Raw genomic sequence first — 21,655 nt, forward strand, 5'->3', positions numbered from 1 at the left:
GCCGCCCGTCGATCTACTCGCGCTCGCCGGCGAGGTAGCGGTACAGCGAGCGCGTGCTGATGCCGAGCGCCGCGGCCGCGGCCTCGCGGTTGCCGCCGTGGTGGACCAGCACCGCCGCGCAGTACGCGGCGACGTAGGCGTCGCGGGCCAGGGCCAGCGGACGATCGAGCGGGCCCAGCGCGCCGGCGTCGACCGCCGGCGCCGCGGCGATCACCGCGGCCGGGGCGCTCGGCGGCGGCGGCGCGGTCACCGCGGTCGGCGGCAGGCCCAGGTCGGCGACGCCGATCGTCGGCCCCGCCGCCATCACCGCGGCCCGCCGCATGGCCGCGCGCAGCTCGCGCACGTTGCCGGGCCACCCGTAGGCGGCGAGCGCCGCGCGGGCGTCCGCGCCGAGCAGGTGGCGCGGTCGTGGCGAACGTGGCCTCGGCCTCGGCCAGGAGGCGCTCGGCCAGCAGCAGCACGTCGTCGCCGCGGGCCCGCAGCGGCGGCAGCTCGATCGTCACCTCGCGCACGCGGTACAGCAGATCGGCGCGGAACCGCCCGGCCGCGACCTCGGCGTCGAGATCGCGGTTGGTCGCGCACACCAGCCGGAAGTCGACCGCGCGGGCGACGTCGTCGCCGACCCGCGTGACCTCGCGCTCCTGCAGCACCCGCAAGAGCGCCGCCTGCATCGGCGGCGGCAGCTCGCCGAGCTCGTCGAGGAACAGGGTCGAGCCGGCCGCGGCCTCGATCCGCCCGACCCGATCGCCGTGGGCGCCGGTGAAGCTGCCGCGCTTGTGGCCGAACAGCTCCGACTCGAACAGGTTGGCCGGGATCGCGGCGCAGTTGACCGCGACCAGCGGCCGGCCGGCGCGGCCGCTGGCGGCGTGGAGCGCGCGCGCCACCAGCTCCTTGCCGGTCCCGGTCTCGCCGGTGACCAGCACGCCCAGAGGGGTCGGCCCGACCCGCGCGATCAGCCCGGCCACCGCGGTGATGACCGGCGACGCGCCCAGCGTGGTCGGCGCCGCCGGGCTGCGCCGGAGCTGCGCGATCACCGGCACCGCGAGCGTCGCGGCAACCGCCAGGTCGGCGGCCAGGCGCGCGCCCAGCGGGCGGGTCGGCCGACGTGCGCCCAGGTACAGCGCGCCGGCCACGCGATCGCCCAGCACCATCGGGATCGCGATCACCGAGCGCAGCGCCAGGTTCACCACCGACGGGACGTTGGCCAGGCGCGGATCGTCGTCGGTGTCGGCCACCGCGATCGCCTGGCCGCCGGCCAGGACCTCGGCCAGCACCGTGTCCGACAGGATCGCCGCGCCGTCGGCGACCGCGGCCCCGGTGGCGTCGCGCGCGACCGCGACCGTGTGGCCGCCGCCGTCGCGCAGGACCACCGCGCCGACGTCGCTGCCAGTGGCCGCCACCGCTTGATCCACGAGGCTGGCCAGCGCGCTCGCCGGATCCTCGGCCTGCGCCAGGGCCAGGGCCAGCGCGCCGATCGGCAGCGCGGGGTCGTCGACGCGCATCCGCGTCAGCGTGACGCCGTCGACGACGACCGGCGCGTCGCCGAGCTCGAGCCGCGCGCCGGTGGCCAGCACGGCCACGGTCACCCGCGCGCGATCGCGCTGGACCACCAGCCACTCGTGGGCGACGCCGGCGACGCGCACGTCGGCCGCAGGCGACGAGCCGACGGTCGTGAGCGCGCGCGCGAGCTCGACGGTGCGCGGCGCGGCGCCGGGGACGCGCAGCTCGAGGCGCGGCGCGGTCACGGCCCGCCCGCCGGGCGCGACGGCCGCACGTGGGCCGGCCGGGTCTCGCCGGTGACCGGGGCGGCGCTCGACGTCGGCGCGGCGCGCGCCCCGCCCGCCGCGGCCGCCGGGGCCGGCTGCGACGGCGCCACCGACGCGGGCCGCACGGTCGCCGCGGCCGGATCCGCGGCCGACGCCGACGAGCGCGCGCCGGCCCAGGGCCGCGCCGCGACCAGGCCCACCGCGATCAACAGCGCCAGCGCGCCGGCGGCCAGCCACGGCCAGCGCCGCGCCGGCGCGATCGTCGCCACCGGCGCTGCGCCCGGCGCGCGCGCGTCCGCCGGCGTCGTCACCCGCGCGCCCGCCAGCGCCAGCGCCGGCGCCGGGGCCGCGCCACGGATGGTCCGGGCCTGCGGTCGACCGCCGGCGCTCATCACGCGCTCGAGGATCGCCGCCAGGCGCGGATCGTCGCCGCGATAGCCCAGACCGCGCTCGACCAGGCGCGTGGCCGCGAACCGATCGCCCGCGGCCAGCGCGGCCTCGGCCTGGGTCGCCAGCGCCGCGCAGCGACGGTCGGCGACCTCCGCCGCGTAGCGGATCGGATCGGCCAGCCAGCGCCCGCGCTCGTCGGCCAGCGCCGCGACCGACGTCCAGTCGACCAGGCGCTCGAGCTCCGCCGCCAGCGCCGCACCGTCGGGCGGGCGCCGCGTCGGCTCGGGATCGAGCACGCGCGCGACCAGCGCCGCCAGCGCCTCGCTCACCGCGGGCGCCAGCTCGATCAGGCTGGGCGCGCGCCCGGCCAGGATCGCCGCGACCTCCTCGCTGCCGCGGCGTCGCTGGAACGGACGCCGCCCGGCGATGGCCTCGAACAGCACCACGCCGAGCGCCCACACGTCGCTGGCGGGCGACGGCGTGCGGTCCTCGATCTGCTCGGGTGCCATGTACGGCACCGAGCCGGTCAGCGTGTCCTCGGCGGTGTGGCGGCTGTGCTCGGGCCCGAGCGCGAGGCCCAGGTCGATCACGATCACCGCGCCGTCGCGATCGATCACCAGGTTGTCGGGCTTGAGATCGCGGTGCACCAGGCCAGCGGCGTGGATCGCGCCGACCGCGTGGGCGGCCGCGATCACCAGCGCCAGCGCCGCCTCGGGCACCAGCGGCCCCTGGGCCAGCGCGGTCCGCACCGTCGGGCCGGTCAGCAGCGGCGTCACCAGGTACGGCGCGCCGCCGTCGACGCCGGCGTCGATCAGCCGCACCACGCCGGGGTGCGCGATGCGCCCCAGGCTGGCGACCTCGCGGTGGAACCGCGCGATCGCGTCGCCGCCGAGATCGTCGCGCAGGCGCTTGAGCGCCCAGGGCTGGCCCGCGGCGTCCTTGACCTCGTATACGGTCGACCAGCCGCCCGCGCCGATGGCGCGCGCGATCTGATAGGGCCCGATGCTCGTGCCGGCCGGCGCGGTCGTCACCGCTCGACCCTACCCGATCTGACGCGGCCGAGTCTGGCAGACAATCCTGTCACGACCGCCCCCCCGCCCGCGCAAGTGCGCGAAGCTGGACAGGTCCGCCGTCGGCACGGGCCTTGTAATAGGCGCCCACCACGACCATGAACCGCCTCCGCTTCACCGTGACCCTCCTGGCGATCGCCGCCTGCGACCAGGGCGGCAAGCCCGCCGCGCCGCCGGCCCCAGCCCCCATCGCACCCGTGGCCCCCGCGCCGACCACGCCCACCGCGCCCGCGTCCCCGGCCGAGGCCCCGGCCCCGGCCCCGCCGCCGATCGCCTACACCAGCGCGCCGGGCCCCGCCTACCTCGGCGTCGCCGGCGCCGGGCTCTACCGCCTCGACGGCGGCGCGCTCACCCGGCTGATCGCTCACCGGTACCCCGTCAAGCAGATCGTCGTCGATCGCCAGGGCGCGGTCTACGCCGTGGCCATCGGCGGCATGTGGAAGATCGTCGACGGCAAGCCCCAGCGCCTCGACAGCGACCAGACGACGCTGGTCGATCAGCTCGCGCTCGGCCCCGACGGCGTCCTGTGGGCCACGGACCGCCGCGGGGTGTTGCGCTGGGACGGCGCGTGGACCGAGGAGCCGGCCGAGACCTTCGGCGGCGATCTGATCAACGCGATCGCGGTCGATCACGACGGCCGGGTGTGGGTCGTCCAGAGCGCGGCGCTGTGGCGCCTCGACGGCGACCACTGGAGCAAGCTCGACGTCGGGTTCGCCAGCACCGCCACGCCGTTCTTCTCGGCCATCGCGATCCACGCCGACGGCACGGTCTACGTCGCCGGCAGCGCCGGGACCTTCGCGTTCCGCGACGGCCGCTGGCGCAAGACCGGCCTCGCCACCCGCTACGGCTCGATCGACGAGCTGGTCGCGGGTCCGGCCGGGCACATGGCCGGGACCGGCGGCGTCGGCACGCTCGCGGTCGCCGAGCCCAGCGGCACGACCCGCACCGTCGAGCTCGACGAGGGGCCGGCCCAGGCCCACCGCGGCGACGTGCTCGCGATCGACGGCGGCGGCCGCACCTGGGTCGCCACCGACAACGGCCTGGTGATCTTCGATCGCGACGGCGGCCTGGCCCAGCAGTGGCTGCCGGGCACGGTCGCGGGCGTCACCGGCAAGATCACCGCGCTGGCGGTGGTCGCCGACGGGCCCACGTTGCCGGCGCTGCAGGCCGCCGCCACCGGCGCGATCACCGGCAAGGTCCTGCGCGCGGGCAAGCCGGTCGCGCGCGCGGCGATCGAGCTGTGCGATCAGCCGCTGACGATGTTCAAGGGCACGCCGTGTGAGTCGTCGACCCGCGCCTACCGCGGCACCAGCGCCGCCGACGGCACGTTCCGCATCGACGACGTGCCGGTCGGCACCTACGGCTTCGCGGTCAAGCCAGGCGCGCAGTGGATCATCTTGATCGGCGGCGACTGCTGCACTGCGCTCGAGCCCGGCGCCACGTACGACGTCGGCGCCATCACGCTCTGAGGTCGGTCTCCGGCGCCGGGCTCGGCTCCGGCTCCGACTCCGGCTCCGGCTCCGGTTCCGGCTCCGGTTCCGGCTCCGGCTCCGGCTCCGGCTCCGGTTCCGGCTCCGACTCCGACTCCGGCTCCGGCTCCGGCTCCGGCTCCGGTTCCGACTCCGGCCTCCGGCCCGGCCCGGGGTCGGCTCCGACTCCGGCTCCGGCTCCGGCGCCGGCTCCGGTTCCGACTCCGGCTCCGACTCCGACTCCGGTTCCGGATCCGGCTCCGACTCCGGCTCCGGCTCCTGACTCCGATCCCGATCCCGACCCCGACCCCGCTCCCGATCCCGACTCCGATCCCGATCCCGACTCCCGTTCCCAACCTCGATTCTCCGCTCTCGAAAGGAAACGTCCATGTCCTCGACCGCTCTCGTCGCCACCGCCCCCGCTCCCCTCGCCCTGAGCAACGGCGGCCTCATCGCCGGCAAGCTCAACGTCCGCCTCGGCAAGGTCGAGCTGACCGCCAGCGAGCTGCGGGTCCGCACCATCAGCCGCGTCTACCAGATGTTCGGCCTCATCGGCATGCTGCTGGGCCGCCGGGCCAAGGGCACGCTGGCGCTGACGATCGACCTGGGCCGCGTGCGCACCGTGGCCCGCGGCAAGCACGGCCTCAACAAGAAGATCCTCGACGTCACCGTCGACGATGGCCAGACCCACCGGGTCATCGTCGACGACTTCGATCGCTTCGGCGCCGCGCTGCGCGATCAGCTCGCGCGCCAGGGCGCCGCGGCGTGGCAGGTCGCGTGATCGGTCCGCGCGGCGCGTCCGCGCTGACGATGCGGCTATAGTGGCCGGAGATGGTAGCCAAGACGACCCGCCTCGATGTCCGCCCCCTGCGCAAGACCGACTACGCGGCCGTCGTCGAGCTCCAGCGCCGCTGCTTCCCCGGCATCGAGCCGTGGCTGCGCGAGCAGTTCGAGAGCCAGCTCCAGCTCTTCGGCGAGGGCCAGCTGTGCGTCGAGCTCGACGGCACGGTGGTCGCGACCTCGAGCACGCTGATCGTCGACGAGGAAGACTTCGGCGACTGGCACACGTTCAAGCAGGTCTCCGACGGCGGCTACATCCGCAACCACGACCCGGCCGGCGACACGCTCTACGGCATCGACATCGCGGTCGATCCCAGCAAGCGCGGCCTGCGCCTGGCCCGCCGCCTGTACGACGCGCGCAAGCAGCTCGCGACCGACCACAACCTGCGCGCGATCCTGATCGCCGGCCGCATCCCGGGCTACGGCGCCCACGCCGACCGGATGGCGGCCGACGAGTACGTCGCGAAGGTCGTGTCCAAGGAGCTCAAGGATCCGGTGCTGACGGCCCAGCTCGCCAACGGCTTCGCGATCCGCGCGGTCCTCAACGACTACCTGCCCAGCGACGTCGAGTCGCGCGGCCACGCCGTGTTCATGGAGTGGCTCAACCCCGAGCACCGGCCGTCGAAGGCCCGGGTCCAGGTCCGCTCGGTGCGGGTCAGCGCGGTCCAGTACCAGATGCGCCCGATCCGGACGTTCGACGAGTTCGCCCAGCAGGTCGAGTTCTTCGTCGACACCGCCGGCGAGTACAACATGGACTTCCTGCTGTTCCCGGAGATGGTGACCAACCAGCTCCAGGCCCTGGTCACCGCCGAGCGGCCCGGCCTGACCGCGCGGCGCCTGCACGAGTTCACCGACCGCTACCTCGAGCTGTTCACCAGCATGGCGATCAAGTACGCCGTCAACATCATCGGCGGCAGCCACCTCACCGTCGAGAACGGCAAGCTCTACAACGTCGCGTACCTGTTCCGCCGCGACGGCTCGATCGGCAAGCAGTACAAGCTCCACATCACGCCGTCGGAGGCGCGCTGGTGGGGCGTGTCGCCCGGCAACACCGTCGAGGTGTTCGAGACCGACCGCGGCAAGATCGCGATCCTCATCTGCTACGACGTCGAGTTCCCGGAGGCCGCGCGCATCGCCGCCGCCAAGGGCGCCAACATCCTGTTCGTCCCGTTCAACACCGACATCCGCTCGGGCTACCTGCGGGTGCGCTCGTGCGCGCTGGCCCGGTGCATCGAGAACGGCATGTACGCGGTCCTGGCCGGCCCGGTCGGCAACCTGCCGTTCGTCGAGGGCGCCGACATCCACTACGGCCAGGCGTGCATCCTGACGCCGTCGGATCTGCCGTTCGCGCGCGACGGCGTCGCCGAGGAGGCCACGCCCAACGTCGAGACCATGGTGCTGCACGAGCTCGACGTCGAGGTGCTGCGCCGCAGCCGCCGCACCGGCACCGTCCGCCCCCTGCTCGACCGCCGCGCCGACCTGTACGAGGTCCGGTGGCGCGAGGGCGGCAAGTTCAACAAGATCTGAGTTCCAGAGGGCCTGTCGCCAGGCCCTCCCCCGTCGGGGGCAAGCCCCGACGGGGCCCCCACCCACGACGCGAGACTCCCGGCGCGTCGACCGGTGCTCGACCGAAAAACTTACAAGCGCTGAGGTTCCTGGGAGGCCCGTCGCCAGGTCGCCGCTCCTCGACGCTCGACGCCCGGCGCGTGGACCGGCGCTCGGCCGAACAGGTACGCCCCCGGCGCGGCCACGTCAGCGCACGACGTACGGCCGGGCCTGGACGATGTAGAGCGCGTCGCCGACGAACAGCCACTCGATGTCGAGCGGGGTGTCGGGCGAGAACAGGCCCCAGATCGCGCGCGCGGCCCGGCCCAGCACCTCGGCCCGGGCCTGGGTGATCACCGGCTGGCCCTTCTTCGGGTTCGGCACCTCGCGGACGCCGCCCTGACCGTCGAAGACCAGCATCGTGTCCTCGTCGGAGCGCGACAGGATCCGCAGGCCGCGGTTGTGGACGTCGTAGAGCAGGCTCTCGGGCACCTTCTTGCCCTCGACCACGCGCAGCCCCAGCCCGCTCTTGGCGTTGATCGTGTACGTCGTCGTCTGGCTCGGATCGGTCGGGTGCGCGGTCACGAGCACGCCGGCGGCGGTGGCGTTGACGCCGACCTGCACCAGCACCGCGCCGTAGACCTGGGTGTGGTCGATGCCGAACAGCTGCCGCTCCTCGTAGCCGCGCAGCGTCCAGACGCTGGCCCAGACGTCCTTGATCGCCTGCGCGACCGCGTCGGGCCCCTTGGCGTTGGGGATCGTGTCGTACAGGCCCGCGCCCGAGAACCCGGGCAGATCCTCGGCGTTGGTCGAGCTGCGCACGAACACACCCACCGCCGGATCGCCGCCGGTCAGCTCGCCCAGGCGCCGGCCCAGGAGCGCGGTGAACGCCGGGTCGAGCGGCGCCGCGCTGATCGCCGCGCGCAGGTCGGTCAGGGCCTGCTTGCGGTAGCGCGCGTCGGTGCGGAAGCGATCGTCGGCGAGCAAGGCCGCGATGCGCGCGTCGAGGCCGGCGGCCTCGAGGTGCGCGTCGTAGTACGCGATCGGGACGCCGAACCCGGGCGGCACCGCGAAGCCGGTCAGCTTGCCGGCGACGATCTCGCCGAGGTTCGCCGCCTTGGTGCCGTACGCGCGGGCGTCGACCGCGCGCAGCTGGTCGAGCCCGCGCAGGTCCCTGGCCGCGAGGTCGGCCGGCGGGATCTTGACGGTGCGCGCGGCCTGGGTCCGGGTCGCCCACGCGTCGATCTCGGCCGGCGTGGCCTCGCGCAGCGTGTGGCCGGCGGCGGTGGCCTCGAACACGACGGTCTTGCCGACCAGGGCGGCGTAGGTGACCGCGGCGCCGCGCAGGCCGACGTTGGGGATGCCCCACGCGCGCGCGCGCAGGCTGACGTGGGCCAGCGGCGTCGAGAACGTCTCCGACAGGATGCCGGCCACCGGCGTGATGTCGGGCAGCGACTCGGGCAGGATCACGATCTCGTCGGGCGCGAACGTCAGCTCCTCGAAGTCGGCGCCGGCCGGCACCAGCCGCAGGCGCCCGATCGCCCGGCCCGGGTTGAACGCCTGGTAGGTGGCGCTCTTGTAGAGCTTGTCGTTGGTGATGACCGGCACGCCCTTGAGCTGCTTGGCGACCTGCTCCTGGTAGTCGGAGTCGGGCCGGTACGAGACCTTGTCGCCCAGGTAGAACGTCGCCTTCATCCGGTTGTAGGCGCGGGTGATGTGCGCCGCCGAGGCCTTGTCGCCCTCCCAGAACGCCAGCGTCCACAGGTCCGACGCGAGGTGGTGGACCAGGTAGCACATCATGTAGTTGGGCTTGCCGTACCCGTAGTTGCGGTCGACCTGGCGGTTGAGCGCCTTGGTCTTGGGCGTCTTCAAGAGCTCGCCGAAGATGAAGTCCTTGTGGACCTTGTAGACGTCGACGTCGAAGTAATAGATGGCGTCGGTCTTGGTATCGAGGATGAACTTGGTGAAGCGCTCGCCGCCGATCTCGACCGAGTAGGCCATCATCGTCGCCTCGTCGTCGATCCGATCGGTCCACAGCCGCCGCGGCGCCGGCGCCACCGCGGCCTCGCCGGCGTCGACCTCGGGCGGCGCCGCGTCGACCAGCGCGACCTGCGGGCCGGCGTCGATCACCTGGGGCGGCGGCGGCGCTTGCTTGGTCTTGCACCCGGCGCCGACCACCCACGACAGCACGACCAGCGCGGCCCACGCGATCCTCGACATCGGCCCAGGCTACCCCAACGCCCCGGCGTCCGGATCGAGCGCGCGCCTCAGCCCGGGTGGGCCTCGGCCCAGGCCACGTGGGTCGCCAGCGCGTCGGGCGGCTCGCGCCAACGCTCCTGCCGTCGGGCCCGGAGCGCGTCGACGATCGCGAGCAGGCGCGGGTCGCGCTTGCTGCGGGTGTCGTGGCGCACGCCCTTGCCGCGGTTGCACTGGCCGCACGCCAGCGCCAGGTTGGCCAGCTGGTCGTCGCCGCCGTGGCGCTGCGGCCAGATGTGCTCGATCGTCGCCGCCGAGATCGGCGTGCCGTCGTCGGCGATCGTCAGCGGGCTCTTGCAGTGGATGCAGGCGCCGACCCAGACCGCGGCGGTGCCGTGGCGGCTGGGCTCGAACGTGCGATCGGTCGCGACGATCGCCAGCACCCGCCGCTGCTTGCCGGTCACGGGAAGAAGCAGCCGGGCGGGACCGCCGAGCGGGCGTGGACCGCGTTGTCGGCCATGATCAGCTCGCGCTGCCAGAAGCACAGGTCGTGGGCGAAGCGCAGGTACCCGTACTGGTAGATCGTGCGGTTGGCGTTGCCCTCGATCAGGCGCTGGTCGCGGTCGTGGCGATCCGCGTGGCGGCGGGCCACGACCACCTGGGCCGCGGCCATCGTCGCGGTGGCCTCGTCGAGGGCGGCGGTCGCGGGCGCGGCGTCGCCGCGGGCCGCCAGCACGACGGTCCGGTAGATCGCGGCCACGAACTGGGCCCGCAGCCGCGCCATCGCGACGCCGTCGATGACCTCGGCCGCCCAGCGATCGGTCGCCGGCAGGCGCTCGGTCCGGGCCGCGACCTCGGCCAGCCGGGCCGCGTACGCCTCGAGCTTGGCGCCGACGTCGGCGGCGAACTGCTCGCGCTCGGTCGCCGACAGCGCGGCCACGTCGTCGACGTCGATCCGATCGGGCGCGGCGATGATGCCGGCCGCCGCGCCGCGATCGATCAGCGCGTCGCGCCCGGCCTGGTAGGCGGCCAGGCGGTCGACGATCAGACCGTCGTGCTGGGCCTCGGCCAGCTCGACGATCCGCGCCGGCAGCTCGGGGTGATCGGGCCGGTAGGTGTCCTCGAGTTGGGCCAGCACCGACGTCGGCGGCTCGAAGTCAGCGCGCAGGCCGGCGGCGTCGTTCTGCCAGTAGCCCCACTCCCAGCCGGTCGAGAACAGGAGCTCCTCGCGCAGCGGGCCGTAGCCGCCGGCGGTGGCCGCCGCCGCGATCCGATCGCGATCGAGCTGGCGCGACCGCAGGTACAGCGGCAGGTACGCCGGCACCGAGTTGTCGAACGCGACCCAGTACGCGGTCTCGGGCTTGTACTGGACCCGCAGGCCGGCGCGCAGGCGGTCGAGCAGGAACGTGCGGTGCTCGGCGAAGGTCTGGTGGTGGTAGGCCCCGCCCGCGTCCTCGAACAGGTCGTAGTACATGACCGTGTGCACCTGCGGCACGATCCGCGGGTCGGCGAACTTGACCAGGAAGTAGTAGATCAGGTCCTCGCCCATGTACGTGACCCGCTGCTCGGGCGAGTCGCCGACGTGGATGACCGCCGTGACGTCGGCCTGGGGGCTGCGCGCGTGGAGCTGGGCGTACGCCTCGTCGATCGTCGCGATGAAGGTCGCGGGATCGGCGCCGAAGAACTCGCCGAACGACAGCTCGTAGGTGTCGAACGGCAGCCCGTCGGTCAGGCGCGGCAGGCGCTCGGCGATCTGCTCGGCCGCCGGCCGATCGGGATCGTCGATCAGATCGTAGCCGGCCTGGAGGCTCGACGCGCCGAACAGCTGCAGGCCGATGCCGACCTTGAGCCCGCGCCGGTGCGCGGCGTCGAGCAGCGCGGCGGTGTCGGCCTGCCAGGCGGCGCCGCGGGTCGGCTCGAGGATGTCGTCGAGCGCGACCCACTGGACGAAGTTGCCCCGGTTCTTGACGATCCAGTCGAAGATCCGGCGCGCGCGCACGCCGTCGTCGGTCGGCTCCCACAGCGCGTACAGCGCCTCGATCGGGTGGAGCGTGTGCAGGTGCAGCCCGCGCACGGCCATGGCCGGCTCGCGCACCACGCTCAGCCGCGCCAGCGCCTCGGGATCCGGCGTCGGGCGCGTCGGCGCGTAGGTGTCGAACGGGTGCCGGAACCGGTAGCCGAGGAGCTCGAACACCTCGGCGACGCCGTACTGCGCCCCCAGCCGATCGCTGGCGCGCACGGACCAGCCGCGGTCGTCGCCGGCGATCGGATCGATCCGGTAGCACTCGGCGCAGCCGGCCAGATCGGTCGTGACCTGGATGCGGTACATCGCCGCAGGGGCGGCCTCGCCGGACGCGACCACGGCCAGCCCGTCGGTCGGGATGAAGCCGACGAACTCGTCGAAGGTGGTGACGAGCTCGGGCGGCGCGGCGATCGCGACGACCGCCCGGGTGCCGTCGCTGCACCCCGCCACCAGCGCGAGCGCGACGGCGACCAGGCCAGCGACGCGCGCGGTCACTGGACGTTGATCGGGTAGGTGAAGGAGAAGCTGGCCTTCTTGACCGCCGGGAACGAGACCGCCTTCGCGGCCTTGTCGATGCAGCGGCCGGTGGGCGTGTCGACGAAGTCGCCGGTCTGCTCGTAGGCGGTGATCGCGCCGGCGCCCGAGACCGTGTAGACCAGCTTGGCCTTGCCCGGCACGCCGTAGTCGTCGAAGCAGGTGCGCGCGGCCGCGGCCACGGGCTTGAGCGCCTCCTTGAGATCGTCGGGCGTCAGCCGGGCCGGCAGCGCCGCCTGGGGGTCGACCGGCGTCGGGGCGGTGTCCTCGACGATCTTGCCGCACGCGGCCTGATCGGCGGCGACCGGATCGGCCTTGGGGCTGGCGCACACGATCGCGCCGTCGCACGGCTGGTAGACCCGGTAGCCGAGCACGTCGACCGCGAGCACGCGGTGGCCATCGATCTCGGACAGGCCGGCCTTATCACCCCCGAGCCGCACCACGAACTGGGTGCGGGCCTCGGCGGCGATCCGGGCCCAGCGATCGGCCGCGGCCTGGGTCGGGAACGAGCGCGCCGCCTGGTGCAGGCCGGCGGCGATCGCCACCTCGCCGTTGAAGCGCGGCGCGGCCTTGCTCGCGACCACGTACATGCCGGCGATCGGCCGGACGCACGCGACGCAGCCGGTCAGCGCGAGCAGCGTGGCCTTGGCGTCGGGATCCCAGGGGCTGACGGTGAACGCGCCGGGCTCGGCGTCGACGAGCCAGGTGCCGCTGCGCAGGGCCGCCGCCCGCTGATCGCGCACCGCGCGGCACAGGCGCAGGAGCGGCCCGTCACCCTGGTCGCACGCCGACGTCAGCGCCCAGGCCGCACCCTCGAGGTCGGCCCGGGTCAGCCGCTGGGCGGTCGTGGCCAGCTCGTCGAACGTCTGGTCGGCCCGGGCCGGCGTCGCCGCGAGGGCGACGGCGACGGCAGCAGTAGCGAGTGCGAGTCCCCGAGTGCGCATGGCCGGGTGGTACCGCGGACGGCCGGACCGTGCAACCGACCGCGCGACGGCGCGGCGGCCCGCACCCGGCGGTCACTTGAGCTTGTGGGACAGGTACGCCTTGAGCCGCAGCTCGGCGTCCTCGGCGTCGGTGATCTGCACCGGGACCGCCCTCTTGATCTCGTCCTCGACCTCGGCGTAGAGGGCGACCCGGGCGTCCGCGTCGCTGAGGATCGTGGCCGGCGCCCGCCCGCGCACCGCCGTGTCCGAGAGCTTGCTGGCGTAGCCGCGCAGCTTGTCGAAGGCGGCCTCGCCCAGGAAGTCGCGGATCGCGTCGGCCTCGTTGGCCATGCGCGCCAGGGAGATCTCGTGATCGGCGGCCACCTCGGCGGCGCCGTGGGTCGCCGCGAGCTGCGCGCACACCCGCAGGATCATGACGTCATCGAGGGCGCCGATGCCACCCTCCCAGTCGGGGACGAGGTCCATCCGGGTCACCAGGTAGCCCAGCGCCCCCGCCGCCAGCTTCCGGGCCTCGAGCGGGGCCTCGGACTCGACCAGCGCCTTGAGGGCGGCGACGTCTGCGACGATGGTGTCGGACCACGACTTGAAGGTGTCGATGTGCTTGGCCACGTCCCGACGGTATCCCCTGGCCTCTGGCTTGCCAAGTCGGCGCGGCCGGGGGTATGCACCGACCATCATGATCAAGCGTCCCAAGATCGCCATCGTTGGTGCCGGCGGCAACGTCGGCGCGGCCGTCGCCCAGTGGGCAGTGCAGAAGGAGCTCGGTGACCTGGTCCTCATCGATCTCAAGGCCAACGCCGCCGAAGGGCGCGCGCTCGACCTGACCCAGTGCGGCCCGTGGGAGGGCTTCAACAACTCCTTCGTCGCCACCTCCGAGGCCTCGGCGATGGCCGGCGCCGACGTGGTCGTGATGACCGCCGGCGTCCCGCGCAAGCCCGGGCAGTCGCGCGAGGAGCTCATCAACATCAACGCCGGGATCGTCCGTGACATCTGCAAGAGCGTGAAGGAGCACGCGCCCGACGCGATCCTGATCGTCGTGTCGAACCCGCTCGACGCGATGGTCTTCGTCGCCAAGCAGGTGACCGGCTTCCCGCGCGAGCGCGTGATCGGCTCGGCCGGCGTGCTCGACAGCGCCCGCTTTCGCACCAACCTGGCGCGCGCCGCCGGGGTCTCGGTCGAGGACGTCCAGGCGATCGTGCTCGGCGCCCACACCGACAAGGACATGGTCCCGGTGCTCTCGACCGCGATGATCGGCAACGTCCCGGTCAGCAAGTTCCTGTCCGACGAGCAGCAGGCCGCCGTGGTCGACGCCACCAAGAAGGGCGGCGCGACGCTGACCGGCCTGATCGGCACGTCGGCCTGGCTGGCGCCGGGCGCCGGCACCTGCCTGATGGTCGAGGCGATCGTCCGCAACCAGGGCCGCGTGCTGCCGTGCTCGGTCGAGCTCAACGGCGAGTTCGGCGTGACCGGCGCGTTCGTCGGCGTGCCGGTGAAGCTGACGGCGAAGGGCGCCGAGGCGGTCTACGAGTTCGAGCTGTCGGCGGCGGAGAAGGACGCGTTCGCGAAGTCGGTCGCGGCCAACGTCGAGCTGATGGGCATCGCGAAGAGCTTCCTGTAGCAGCGGGTTCCGGTTCCTGGTCCGACTCCGGTTCCTGGTCCGGATCCGACTCCGGCTCCGGCTCCGGCTCCGGCTCCGACTCCGGTTCCGACTCCGGTTCCGACTCCGGCTCCGGCTCCGACTCCGACTCCGACCCCGGTTCCGGTTCCGGCTCCGGTTCCGACTCCGGTTCCGCCCCCGGCTCCGGCTCCGGCTCCGGCTCCGGCTCCGACTCCGGTTCCGGCTCCGACTCCGGTTCCGACTCCGGCTCCGGCTCCGACTCCGGTTCCGACTCCGGTTCCGGCTCCGGTTCCGGCTCCGGCTCCGGCTTCCGCCGGCGTGCGACAGCCGGCGCGGCTGTCGGCTCGCAGCGCTGCCAGCGGTGGTCGGCGGCGCGGGCAGCGCCGACCGACGGGTCGAGCGTGGACCGATCCATGCGCCGACCGATCGCTGTCACCACGCTGATCCTGGCCGCTCACTGCGGCCCCGCGCCGTCCGCGACCGTCGACCGGTTCGGCTATCGTCGACCGCCAGCGGGGGCCGGAGCCGGGGCGTCGTTCGACGCGCTCGACCGCGCGCTGACGGCCGCGGTGGCCAGGAGCGAGCGGCCGCGGGCCGAGGCGCCGGCGACGCCGCCGATCGCGCTGACGACCTCGGACGGCGCCGGCCTGGCGCTCACGGCGCTGCACGTCGAGACCGCGGTCGTCGGCCCGCTGGCGCTGACCGAGCTGCACCTGACCTTCCACAACCCCGAGCCGCGGGTGCGCGAGGGCCGCTTCACGATCGCGCTGCCGACCGACGCGGCGATCAGCCGGTTCGCGATGAAGAACGAGGCGTGGCTCGAGGCCGAGGCGGTGCCGCGGGCCGAGGCGCGCCGGGTCTACGAGGCCTTCCTCGAGCAGCGGGTCGATCCGGCCCTGCTCGAGCAGGACGCCGGCAACACGTTCTCGGCGCGGGTGTTCCCGATCCCAGCGTCGAGCGACAAGGAGCTGATCATCGCCTACGGCCACGCGCTCACCGACGCGGCGGCGCGGCGGATCGCGCTGGCCGGCCTGCCCGAGGTCGGCGCGCTGACCTGGGCGATCACCGTCGACGGGCACACCGAGCGCGGCCACGCCGAGCGGACCGCGCCCGCCGACCTGCTGCTGCCGCTCGGCGGTGACGGCTCCCCGGCGGTCGCTGGCGCCGACGGCACGTTCGTGGCGCAGCTCGCGCTGCCGACCGCGACCGCGCCCGACCCGCTCGAGGCGGTGACGCTCCTGATCGACACCAGCGCCTCGCGCGCGTCGCTGCTGCGCCGTCAAGCCGACCTCGCGCGCGCGCTCGTCGCCGCCATCGCCCGCGCCACCCCGGCGGCGCCGGTGCGCGTGCTGGCGTTCGATCAGTCGGCCGAGCCGCTGGCGGACGGCCGCGCCGACGAGATCGCCGACACGATCGCGCCGGCGCTGTTCGCCCGCGGCGCGCTCGGGGCCTCGGACCTCGGCGCAGCGCTGGCCGCCGCAAGCGGCGCCGAGCGGGTGATCGTCATCGGCGACGGCGTCGCCACGGCGGGTCGCCGCGCGCCCGACGCGCTCGTGGCCCAGGCCCGCGGGGCCGGGATCGGTCGGCTCGACGCGCTCGTCGTCGGCGACCTCGAGGATCGCGACCTGCTGACGGCCCTGGTCGGCGCCGGCGCGCGCCCGGGCGCGGTCCTCGACGGCGAGGCGCCCGACGCCCTCACGGCGCTGACCGAGCAGCGCACGCGCGACCTGACCGTGACCGTGACCGGCGCGACCGCGTGGTGGCCGACCACTGTCCGGGGCGGCGGCCCCGGCGCGGCCGTGGTGATCGCCGGGCGCCGCGCCCGCGGCGACGACGGCCCCCTGACGATCGCCCTCGGCGACGGCCCGCCCGTGACCGTGCCGGTGATCGCCGCGCCGACGCCGCTGGTCGCGCGCGCGGTGGCGCGGGCGGAGATCGCCGCGCTCGAGCAGCGCCTCGCCGCCCCGGGCGCCACCGACACGGCGCGCGCGGCCGACCGCGCGACCATCGAGCGGCTCGGGCTCGCGCACCGGCTGGTCACCCGCGCCACCTCGCTGCTGGTGCTCGAGTCCGACCAGGACTACGCGCGCTTCTGCCTGCGCCGCGACGCCCTCGCCGACATCCTCACCGTCGAGCGCGGCGCGATCCGGGTGATCGATCGCAGCCCCGGCCGCGCGCCGCCGCCCACCCCCTGCGCCGCGCCGGCGGCGCCCGACCCGCTCGCGGCCACGCTCGGCGCCGCCGCCGGCGCGCAGTTCGACAAGGCCGGCGTGTCGTTCAGCGGCTCCAGCTCGGTCGAGAACACCTACGTCGTCGAGGGCATCAACGCGTCGGGCAACGAGGTGATCGTGATCAGCGACCGCGCGCCGACGATCGACGCCGCGTCGACCCGGACGGGCGTGACGATCACCCAGGAGTACACGCGCAACATCCCGACCGGCCGCACGTTCGGCGCGGTCTACGGCGCGGCCGCCGGCGCGCAGGCCGACGCGCTCGGCAACGTCCACGCGCCGCGCGGGGCCCACCCCGGCCCGACGGTGTTCCCTGAGCCACAGGCGCCGCAGCCGCCACAAGCGCCGCAGCCGCCGCCGTACGAAGGCCGGCTGCTGACGGTGATGACCGACGTGGCCGCGCGCCGCCCGGGCCGGGCGCTGACCGAAGCCCTGGCCTGGTACCTGACCGCCCCCGCGGAGCTCGCGGCGATCGTGGCGCTGGGCGAGGCGCTCGAGGCCCGCGGTGCCCGCGCGTTGGCCGCGCGCGCGTACGGCTCGCTGCTCGATCGCTTCACCGGGCGGGCCGAGCTGGCGCGGTTCGCCGGCGAGCGCCTCGACCGGCTCGGCCCCGTCGGCCGCGCGCTGGCGATCGACGCCTACCGCCAGGCCACGACCGATCGCCCCGACCAGGTGGGCGGTCACCGGCTGCTCGCGCTGGCCCTCGCGCGCGCCGGCCGCCACGCCGAGGCCATCGACGCGCTGATCGCCGCCCTGCCCCACGCGCAGCTCCCGTCGATCGCCACGATCCTGCGGGCCGATCTCGCCGACGTCGCCGCCGCGGCGATCGCGATCGCGCCCGACCAGCGCGCGGCCGTCACCGCGCGGCTCGCCGCGGTCGGCGCCGGGGTCGCGACCGCGCCGTCGCTGCGGATCGTCCTGCACTGGGAGACCGACGCCAACGACGTCGACCTGCACGTCCGCGACCGCGTCGGCGGCCACGCGTTCTTCTCCGACCGCGCGCTGCCGTCGGGCGGCGCCCTGCTCGACGACATCACCACCGGTTTCGGCCCCGAGCAGTTCGCGATCGCCGGCCGCGCCACCGCCGGGCCCTATCGGATCGGCGTCCACTACTACGCGCGCGGGCCGATGGGCCTGGGCCTGGGCACGGTCCAGATCATCCGCCACGACGGCGCCGGCCACCTGGCGATCGACGATCGGCCGTTCGTGCTCGGCGCTGACGGCGTCACGCTCGACCTCGGCGAGGTCGAGCCATGAGCGCGAGCCCGACCGTGACCGAACCGGCGCACGCCGATGATGGCGGTTGTACGGCCTGGTCCTCGGGTGTATCTCACGCGCCATGCGCTCCCCCGCCCTCGCGCTCGCGCTCGTCACCGCCGTCGCGGCCGCCTGCGGCTCGACGCCGGCGTCCGACGACATCGACTTCACCGACGCGCGCGTCGATCGCCCCGACGGCGGCGGCGGGGACACCGACGCGACGCCCGATGGCGGCACCAACGGCGCGCAGTTCCGCCGCTGCGTCGGCCGCTCGTACACGCCCCCGGCCGCGACCGGCTTCACCGCGCTCGGCAGCATCCTGACCGCCGCCAACGGCGCCGCGGTCCACTCGGGCGAGGATCCGATCGGCGCGCCCGGCTCGGCGCCGCACCTGATCGCGCGCTTCCAGTACGGCTCGCTGGCCGCGAACCTCGCCGACGAGCCGGTCGAGGTGGTGATCGACGACTGCGCCGGCTGGCAGGCCCTGGGCACCCACACCACCGCCGCCGACGGCACCGTCGACGTGCCGGTGACGCTGCCGCTGGGCCCCGGCCAGTACGAGGCCCGCTTCACGGTCCTGGGCGACGCCTCGACCACCGTCGGCTACCTGTGGATCCTGCCCGCCGCGACCCACCTCGTCGCGACCGACATCGACGGCACGCTCACCACCAGCGACACCGAGCTGTTCGTCCAGATCCTGTTCGGCAGCTACGTGCCGGCCGCGTACCCGGACGCGACCGCGCTGACCACCGCGCACGCCGCGAAGCACCACGTCATGGTCTACGTCACCGGTCGCCCGGCGTACCTGACCGCGAAGTCGCGCGAGTGGCTGACCGACCTCGGGTTCGCGCCCGGCCCGCTGCGCCTGGCCCCGACCGCCACCGACACGCTGCCGTTCGACGCCAACGTCGGCACGTACAAGCGCGACTACCTCGCCGGCCTGGCCAGCAAGGGCTACCTGCTCGACCTCGCCTACGGCAACGCCACCACCGACATCTTCGCGTACACCGGCGCCGGCCTCCCTGGCGAGCGCCAGTGGATCATCGGCACCAACGGCGGCACGAGCGGCACCCACGCGGTGACCGACTCCTGGACCGCGCGCGTGGCCGAGGTCGGCGCGCTGGCCCCGGTCGTCCAGCCGTTCCAGTTCTGACCCTGGAGCGCGCGTGGCCGAGGTCGGCGCGCTGGCCCCGGTCGTCCAGCCGTTCCAGCTCTGACCCTGGAGCGCGCGTGGCCGAGGTCGGCGCCCAGGCCCCGGTCGTCCCGCCGTTCCAGCGCTGACCCTGGAGCGCGCGTGGCCGAGGTCGGCGCGCTGGCCCCGGTCGTCCCGCCGTTCCAGCGCTGACCCTGGAGCGCGCGTGGCCGAGGTCGGCGCGCTGGCCCCGGTCGTCCCGCCGTTCCAGCGCTGACCCTGGAGCGCGCGTGGCCGAGGCCGGCGCGCTGGCCCCGGTCGTCCCGCCGTTCCACGGCTGCCCCTGGACCGCCCGCGTGGACGCGCCCACGCACGATGCCGGGCAGTTCGGGTCCGCCCCAGGTCAGCCCTGGGGTTAGATCGGATGATGGACACGACGATCGTGGCGGGCTACGCGCTCGCGGCCGGCGGCAACCTGGCGGCCGCGATCTCGGTCCGGTCGCTGGTCGCGATGCAGATCAGCGCCCGGGCGGCCAACGCCGCGCTGACCAAGCTCGCGCGCGCCGACAACCTCGATCGCCTCATCAAGCTCTGCCACGCCGCGCCGGGCTCGTACCTCGACGCGGTCCAGGCCGGCGCCCGGGCCGGCCGCGACGGCGGCGCCACCGACGAGGCCCAGGTCGAGGTCGCGGTGCTCGAGGCGTACGACGCCCGCGGCGCCACGCTGGCGCAGCGCTGGCGACGCCTGACCGAGCGCGGCCTGATGGGCGGCCTGGTCGCGGGCGCCGGCGTCGCCCTGGCCGTCACGTCGGGGCCGTTCACGTCGGCCATCGGGGTCCTGGCGGGCCTGGCCGCGCTCCTCGGGCTGTACCTGGTGGCGCGCGGCGGCGCGCTCGACGTGGCGCTCGCTGGCTGCCGCGCCGACGTGATGCCGGCGGTCGTGCAAGCGGCCGTCCGCGCCATGCCCGGCGCCCGCGCCCCGACGCCGACGCCCTCGCCCTCGACGCCGGCGCGTGAACCCTCGACGCCGGCGCCGCCCGCCCGCGCGTTCGACGCCGACGCCGCGCGCCCGTCGACGGAACGGGCCAGCGCGCGCACGCTCCGGGACGGCGCCTGCCCGCTGTGCGCCCACACGACCGTCCGGACCCTGACCCGCGACGACGCGCGCTTCACGACCTACGTGTGCGCGGCGTGCGGCTTCACGCAGGAGTTCGCCGACCTCACCCGCCTCGCGCCGGCCCCGGGCCCGGTGCCCCCGGGGGGGCCCGGGCCGGGCCGGGCGGGGGCCCGGGGCGGCGGGCGTCCGCCGCCTCGCCATCTCGGCCTTGAGGTTGGTGTCGAGCTGATCGAGGAACTCCTCGGTGGTCTGCCAGGGCTGGTCCTTGCCGATCAGGACGGCCAGGTCCTTGGTCATCTTGCCGCTCTCGACCGTCGCGACGCACACGCGCTCGAGCGCGTCCGCGAACCGGACCACGTCGGGCGTGCCGTCGAACTGGCCGCGGTACTTGAGGCCCTGGGTCCACGCGAAGATCGACGCGATCGGGTTGGTCGAGGTCGGGCGGCCCTTCTGGTGCTCGCGGTAGTGGCGGGTGACCGTGCCGTGGGCGGCCTCGGCCTCGACGGTCTTGCCGTCGGGCGTGAGCAGCACGCTGGTCATCAGGCCGAGCGAGCCGAAGCCCTGGGCGACCGAGTCCGACTGCACGTCCCCGTCGTAGTTCTTGCAGGCCCAGACGAACCCGCCGTCCCACTTCATCGCCGAGGCGACCATGTCGTCGATCAGGCGGTGCTCGTAGGTCACGCCGGCGGCCTTGAACTTGTCGGCGAACTCCTCGTCGAAGACCTTCTGGAACAGGTCCTTGAACCGGCCGTCGTACTTCTTGAGGATCGTGTTCTTGGTCGACAGGTACACCGGCCAGCCGCGGTTGAGCGCGTAGTTCATGCAGCTGCGCGCGAAGCCGATGATCTGCTCGTCGAGGTTGTACATGCCCATCGCGACGCCGCCGCCCGGGAAGTCGAACACCTTGTACTCGACCGGCTTGCCGCCGTCGGCCGGGGTGAAGGTCATCGTCAGCGTGCCGGCGCCGGGCACGAGGAAGTCGGTCGCGCGGTACTGGTCGCCGAACGCGTGGCGGCCGACGACGATCGGCCGGGTCCAGCCCGGCACCAGCCGCGGCACGTTGGCGCAGATGATCGGCTCGCGGAAGATCGTGCCGCCGACGATGTTGCGGATCGTGCCGTTGGGCGACCGCCACATCTCCTTGAGGCCGAACTCCTTCACGCGGGCCTCGTCGGGGGTGATCGTCGCGCACTTGACCGCGACCCCGTACTCCTTGGTCGCGTTGGCGCTGTCGATCGTCACCTGATCGTTGGTGGCGTCGCGGTGCTCGATGCCGAGATCGAAGTACTTGAGGTCGATCTCCAGGTACGGGAGGATCAGCTTGTCCTTGATGAACTGCCAGATGATGCGGGTCATCTCGTCGCCGTCCATCTCGACGACAGGGTTGGTCACCTGATCCGGCCGGCCCCCGGCGGCGTTCCTTTCCCCGCCCCCCCCCCCCCGCGCCCCCCCCCCCCTCCTCCCCCCCCACCCCCCACCCCCCCCCCCCCCCCCGGGCCTCCCCGCCACGGCGCCCCCCCCCC

13 protein-coding genes and 1 pseudogene are annotated in these 21,655 nt (G+C 74.5%); 6 read left to right on the top strand and 8 right to left on the bottom strand.

The window, feature by feature from the left end:
* Both IPL61_06990 and IPL61_06995 read right to left on the bottom strand, forming a co-directional pair.
* Nucleotides 1-1,745 (bottom strand): sigma-54-dependent Fis family transcriptional regulator (locus IPL61_06990; protein ID MBK9031068.1); only part of this gene is annotated, 1,745 nt, incomplete at its 3' end.
* Complete coding sequence (locus IPL61_06995) at nucleotides 1,742-3,187, bottom strand: serine/threonine protein kinase (GenBank protein MBK9031069.1); 1,446 nt, start codon at nucleotides 3,185-3,187, stop codon at nucleotides 1,742-1,744. The genes IPL61_06990 and IPL61_06995, both read right to left, overlap by 4 nt.
* A 137-nt stretch (nucleotides 3,188-3,324) precedes the next feature.
* On the opposite strand from IPL61_06995, the gene IPL61_07000 reads away from it, so the two are divergent.
* The 3 genes from IPL61_07000 to IPL61_07010 all read left to right on the top strand — a co-directional run bounded on the left by IPL61_07000 (nucleotide 3,325) and on the right by IPL61_07010 (nucleotide 7,062).
* Entirely contained in the window at nucleotides 3,325-4,695 is a 1,371-nt protein-coding gene (locus tag IPL61_07000) for a hypothetical protein (protein MBK9031070.1), read from the top strand.
* Nucleotides 4,696-5,083: 388 nt separating this feature from the next.
* Nucleotides 5,084-5,476, top strand: a complete 393-nt coding sequence (locus IPL61_07005; GenBank protein MBK9031071.1) for a hypothetical protein — start codon at nucleotides 5,084-5,086, stop codon at nucleotides 5,474-5,476.
* A 50-nt stretch (nucleotides 5,477-5,526) separates the two neighbouring features.
* Nucleotides 5,527-7,062 (top strand): GNAT family N-acetyltransferase, encoded by a 1,536-nt coding sequence (locus IPL61_07010; GenBank protein MBK9031072.1) that lies wholly within the window; start codon nucleotides 5,527-5,529, stop codon nucleotides 7,060-7,062.
* A gap of 225 nt (nucleotides 7,063-7,287) precedes the next feature.
* Here IPL61_07010 and IPL61_07015 read toward each other — a convergent pair whose 3' ends face one another.
* The 5 genes from IPL61_07015 to IPL61_07035 all read right to left on the bottom strand — a co-directional run bounded on the left by IPL61_07015 (nucleotide 7,288) and on the right by IPL61_07035 (nucleotide 13,386).
* Complete coding sequence (locus tag IPL61_07015) at nucleotides 7,288-9,300, bottom strand: PEP/pyruvate-binding domain-containing protein (protein ID MBK9031073.1); 2,013 nt, start codon at nucleotides 9,298-9,300, stop codon at nucleotides 7,288-7,290.
* Between the two features lie 47 nt (nucleotides 9,301-9,347).
* Nucleotides 9,348-9,740, bottom strand: coding sequence for an HNH endonuclease (locus IPL61_07020; protein MBK9031074.1), 393 nt, complete (start codon nucleotides 9,738-9,740; stop codon nucleotides 9,348-9,350).
* Nucleotides 9,737-11,794 (bottom strand): hypothetical protein, encoded by a 2,058-nt coding sequence (locus IPL61_07025; GenBank protein ID MBK9031075.1) that lies wholly within the window; start codon nucleotides 11,792-11,794, stop codon nucleotides 9,737-9,739. The genes IPL61_07020 and IPL61_07025 overlap by 4 nt, the downstream gene beginning before the upstream one ends.
* Nucleotides 11,791-12,777, bottom strand: a complete 987-nt coding sequence (locus tag IPL61_07030; GenBank protein ID MBK9031076.1) for a hypothetical protein — start codon at nucleotides 12,775-12,777, stop codon at nucleotides 11,791-11,793. The genes IPL61_07025 and IPL61_07030 overlap by 4 nt, the downstream gene beginning before the upstream one ends.
* Nucleotides 12,778-12,849: 72 nt before the next feature.
* Nucleotides 12,850-13,386, bottom strand: coding sequence for a DUF1232 domain-containing protein (locus IPL61_07035; protein ID MBK9031077.1), 537 nt, complete (start codon nucleotides 13,384-13,386; stop codon nucleotides 12,850-12,852).
* Nucleotides 13,387-13,456: 70 nt separating this feature from the next.
* Between IPL61_07035 and IPL61_07040 the strand changes: the two genes are divergently transcribed.
* The 3 genes from IPL61_07040 to IPL61_07050 all read left to right on the top strand — a co-directional run bounded on the left by IPL61_07040 (nucleotide 13,457) and on the right by IPL61_07050 (nucleotide 19,036).
* Nucleotides 13,457-14,395: a malate dehydrogenase gene (locus IPL61_07040; GenBank protein ID MBK9031078.1), complete on the top strand. Its 939-nt coding sequence runs from the start codon at nucleotides 13,457-13,459 to the stop codon at nucleotides 14,393-14,395.
* Nucleotides 14,396-14,808: 413 nt separating this feature from the next.
* Nucleotides 14,809-17,883, top strand: a complete 3,075-nt coding sequence (locus IPL61_07045) for a hypothetical protein (GenBank protein ID MBK9031079.1) — start codon at nucleotides 14,809-14,811, stop codon at nucleotides 17,881-17,883.
* 82 nt (nucleotides 17,884-17,965) lie between these two features.
* The gene (locus IPL61_07050; protein ID MBK9031080.1) at nucleotides 17,966-19,036 is read left to right on the top strand and encodes a hypothetical protein; all 1,071 of its coding nucleotides are present in this window, start codon (nucleotides 17,966-17,968) and stop codon (nucleotides 19,034-19,036) included.
* Between the two features lie 1,291 nt (nucleotides 19,037-20,327).
* Here IPL61_07050 and IPL61_07055 read toward each other — a convergent pair.
* Nucleotides 20,328-21,503, bottom strand: a pseudogene (locus IPL61_07055) (NADP-dependent isocitrate dehydrogenase).
* Nucleotides 21,504-21,655: the final 152 nt, after the last annotated feature.

It is taken from the genome of Myxococcales bacterium, assembly GCA_016717005.1.
GTDB lineage: Bacteria > Myxococcota_A > Polyangia > Haliangiales > Haliangiaceae > UBA2376.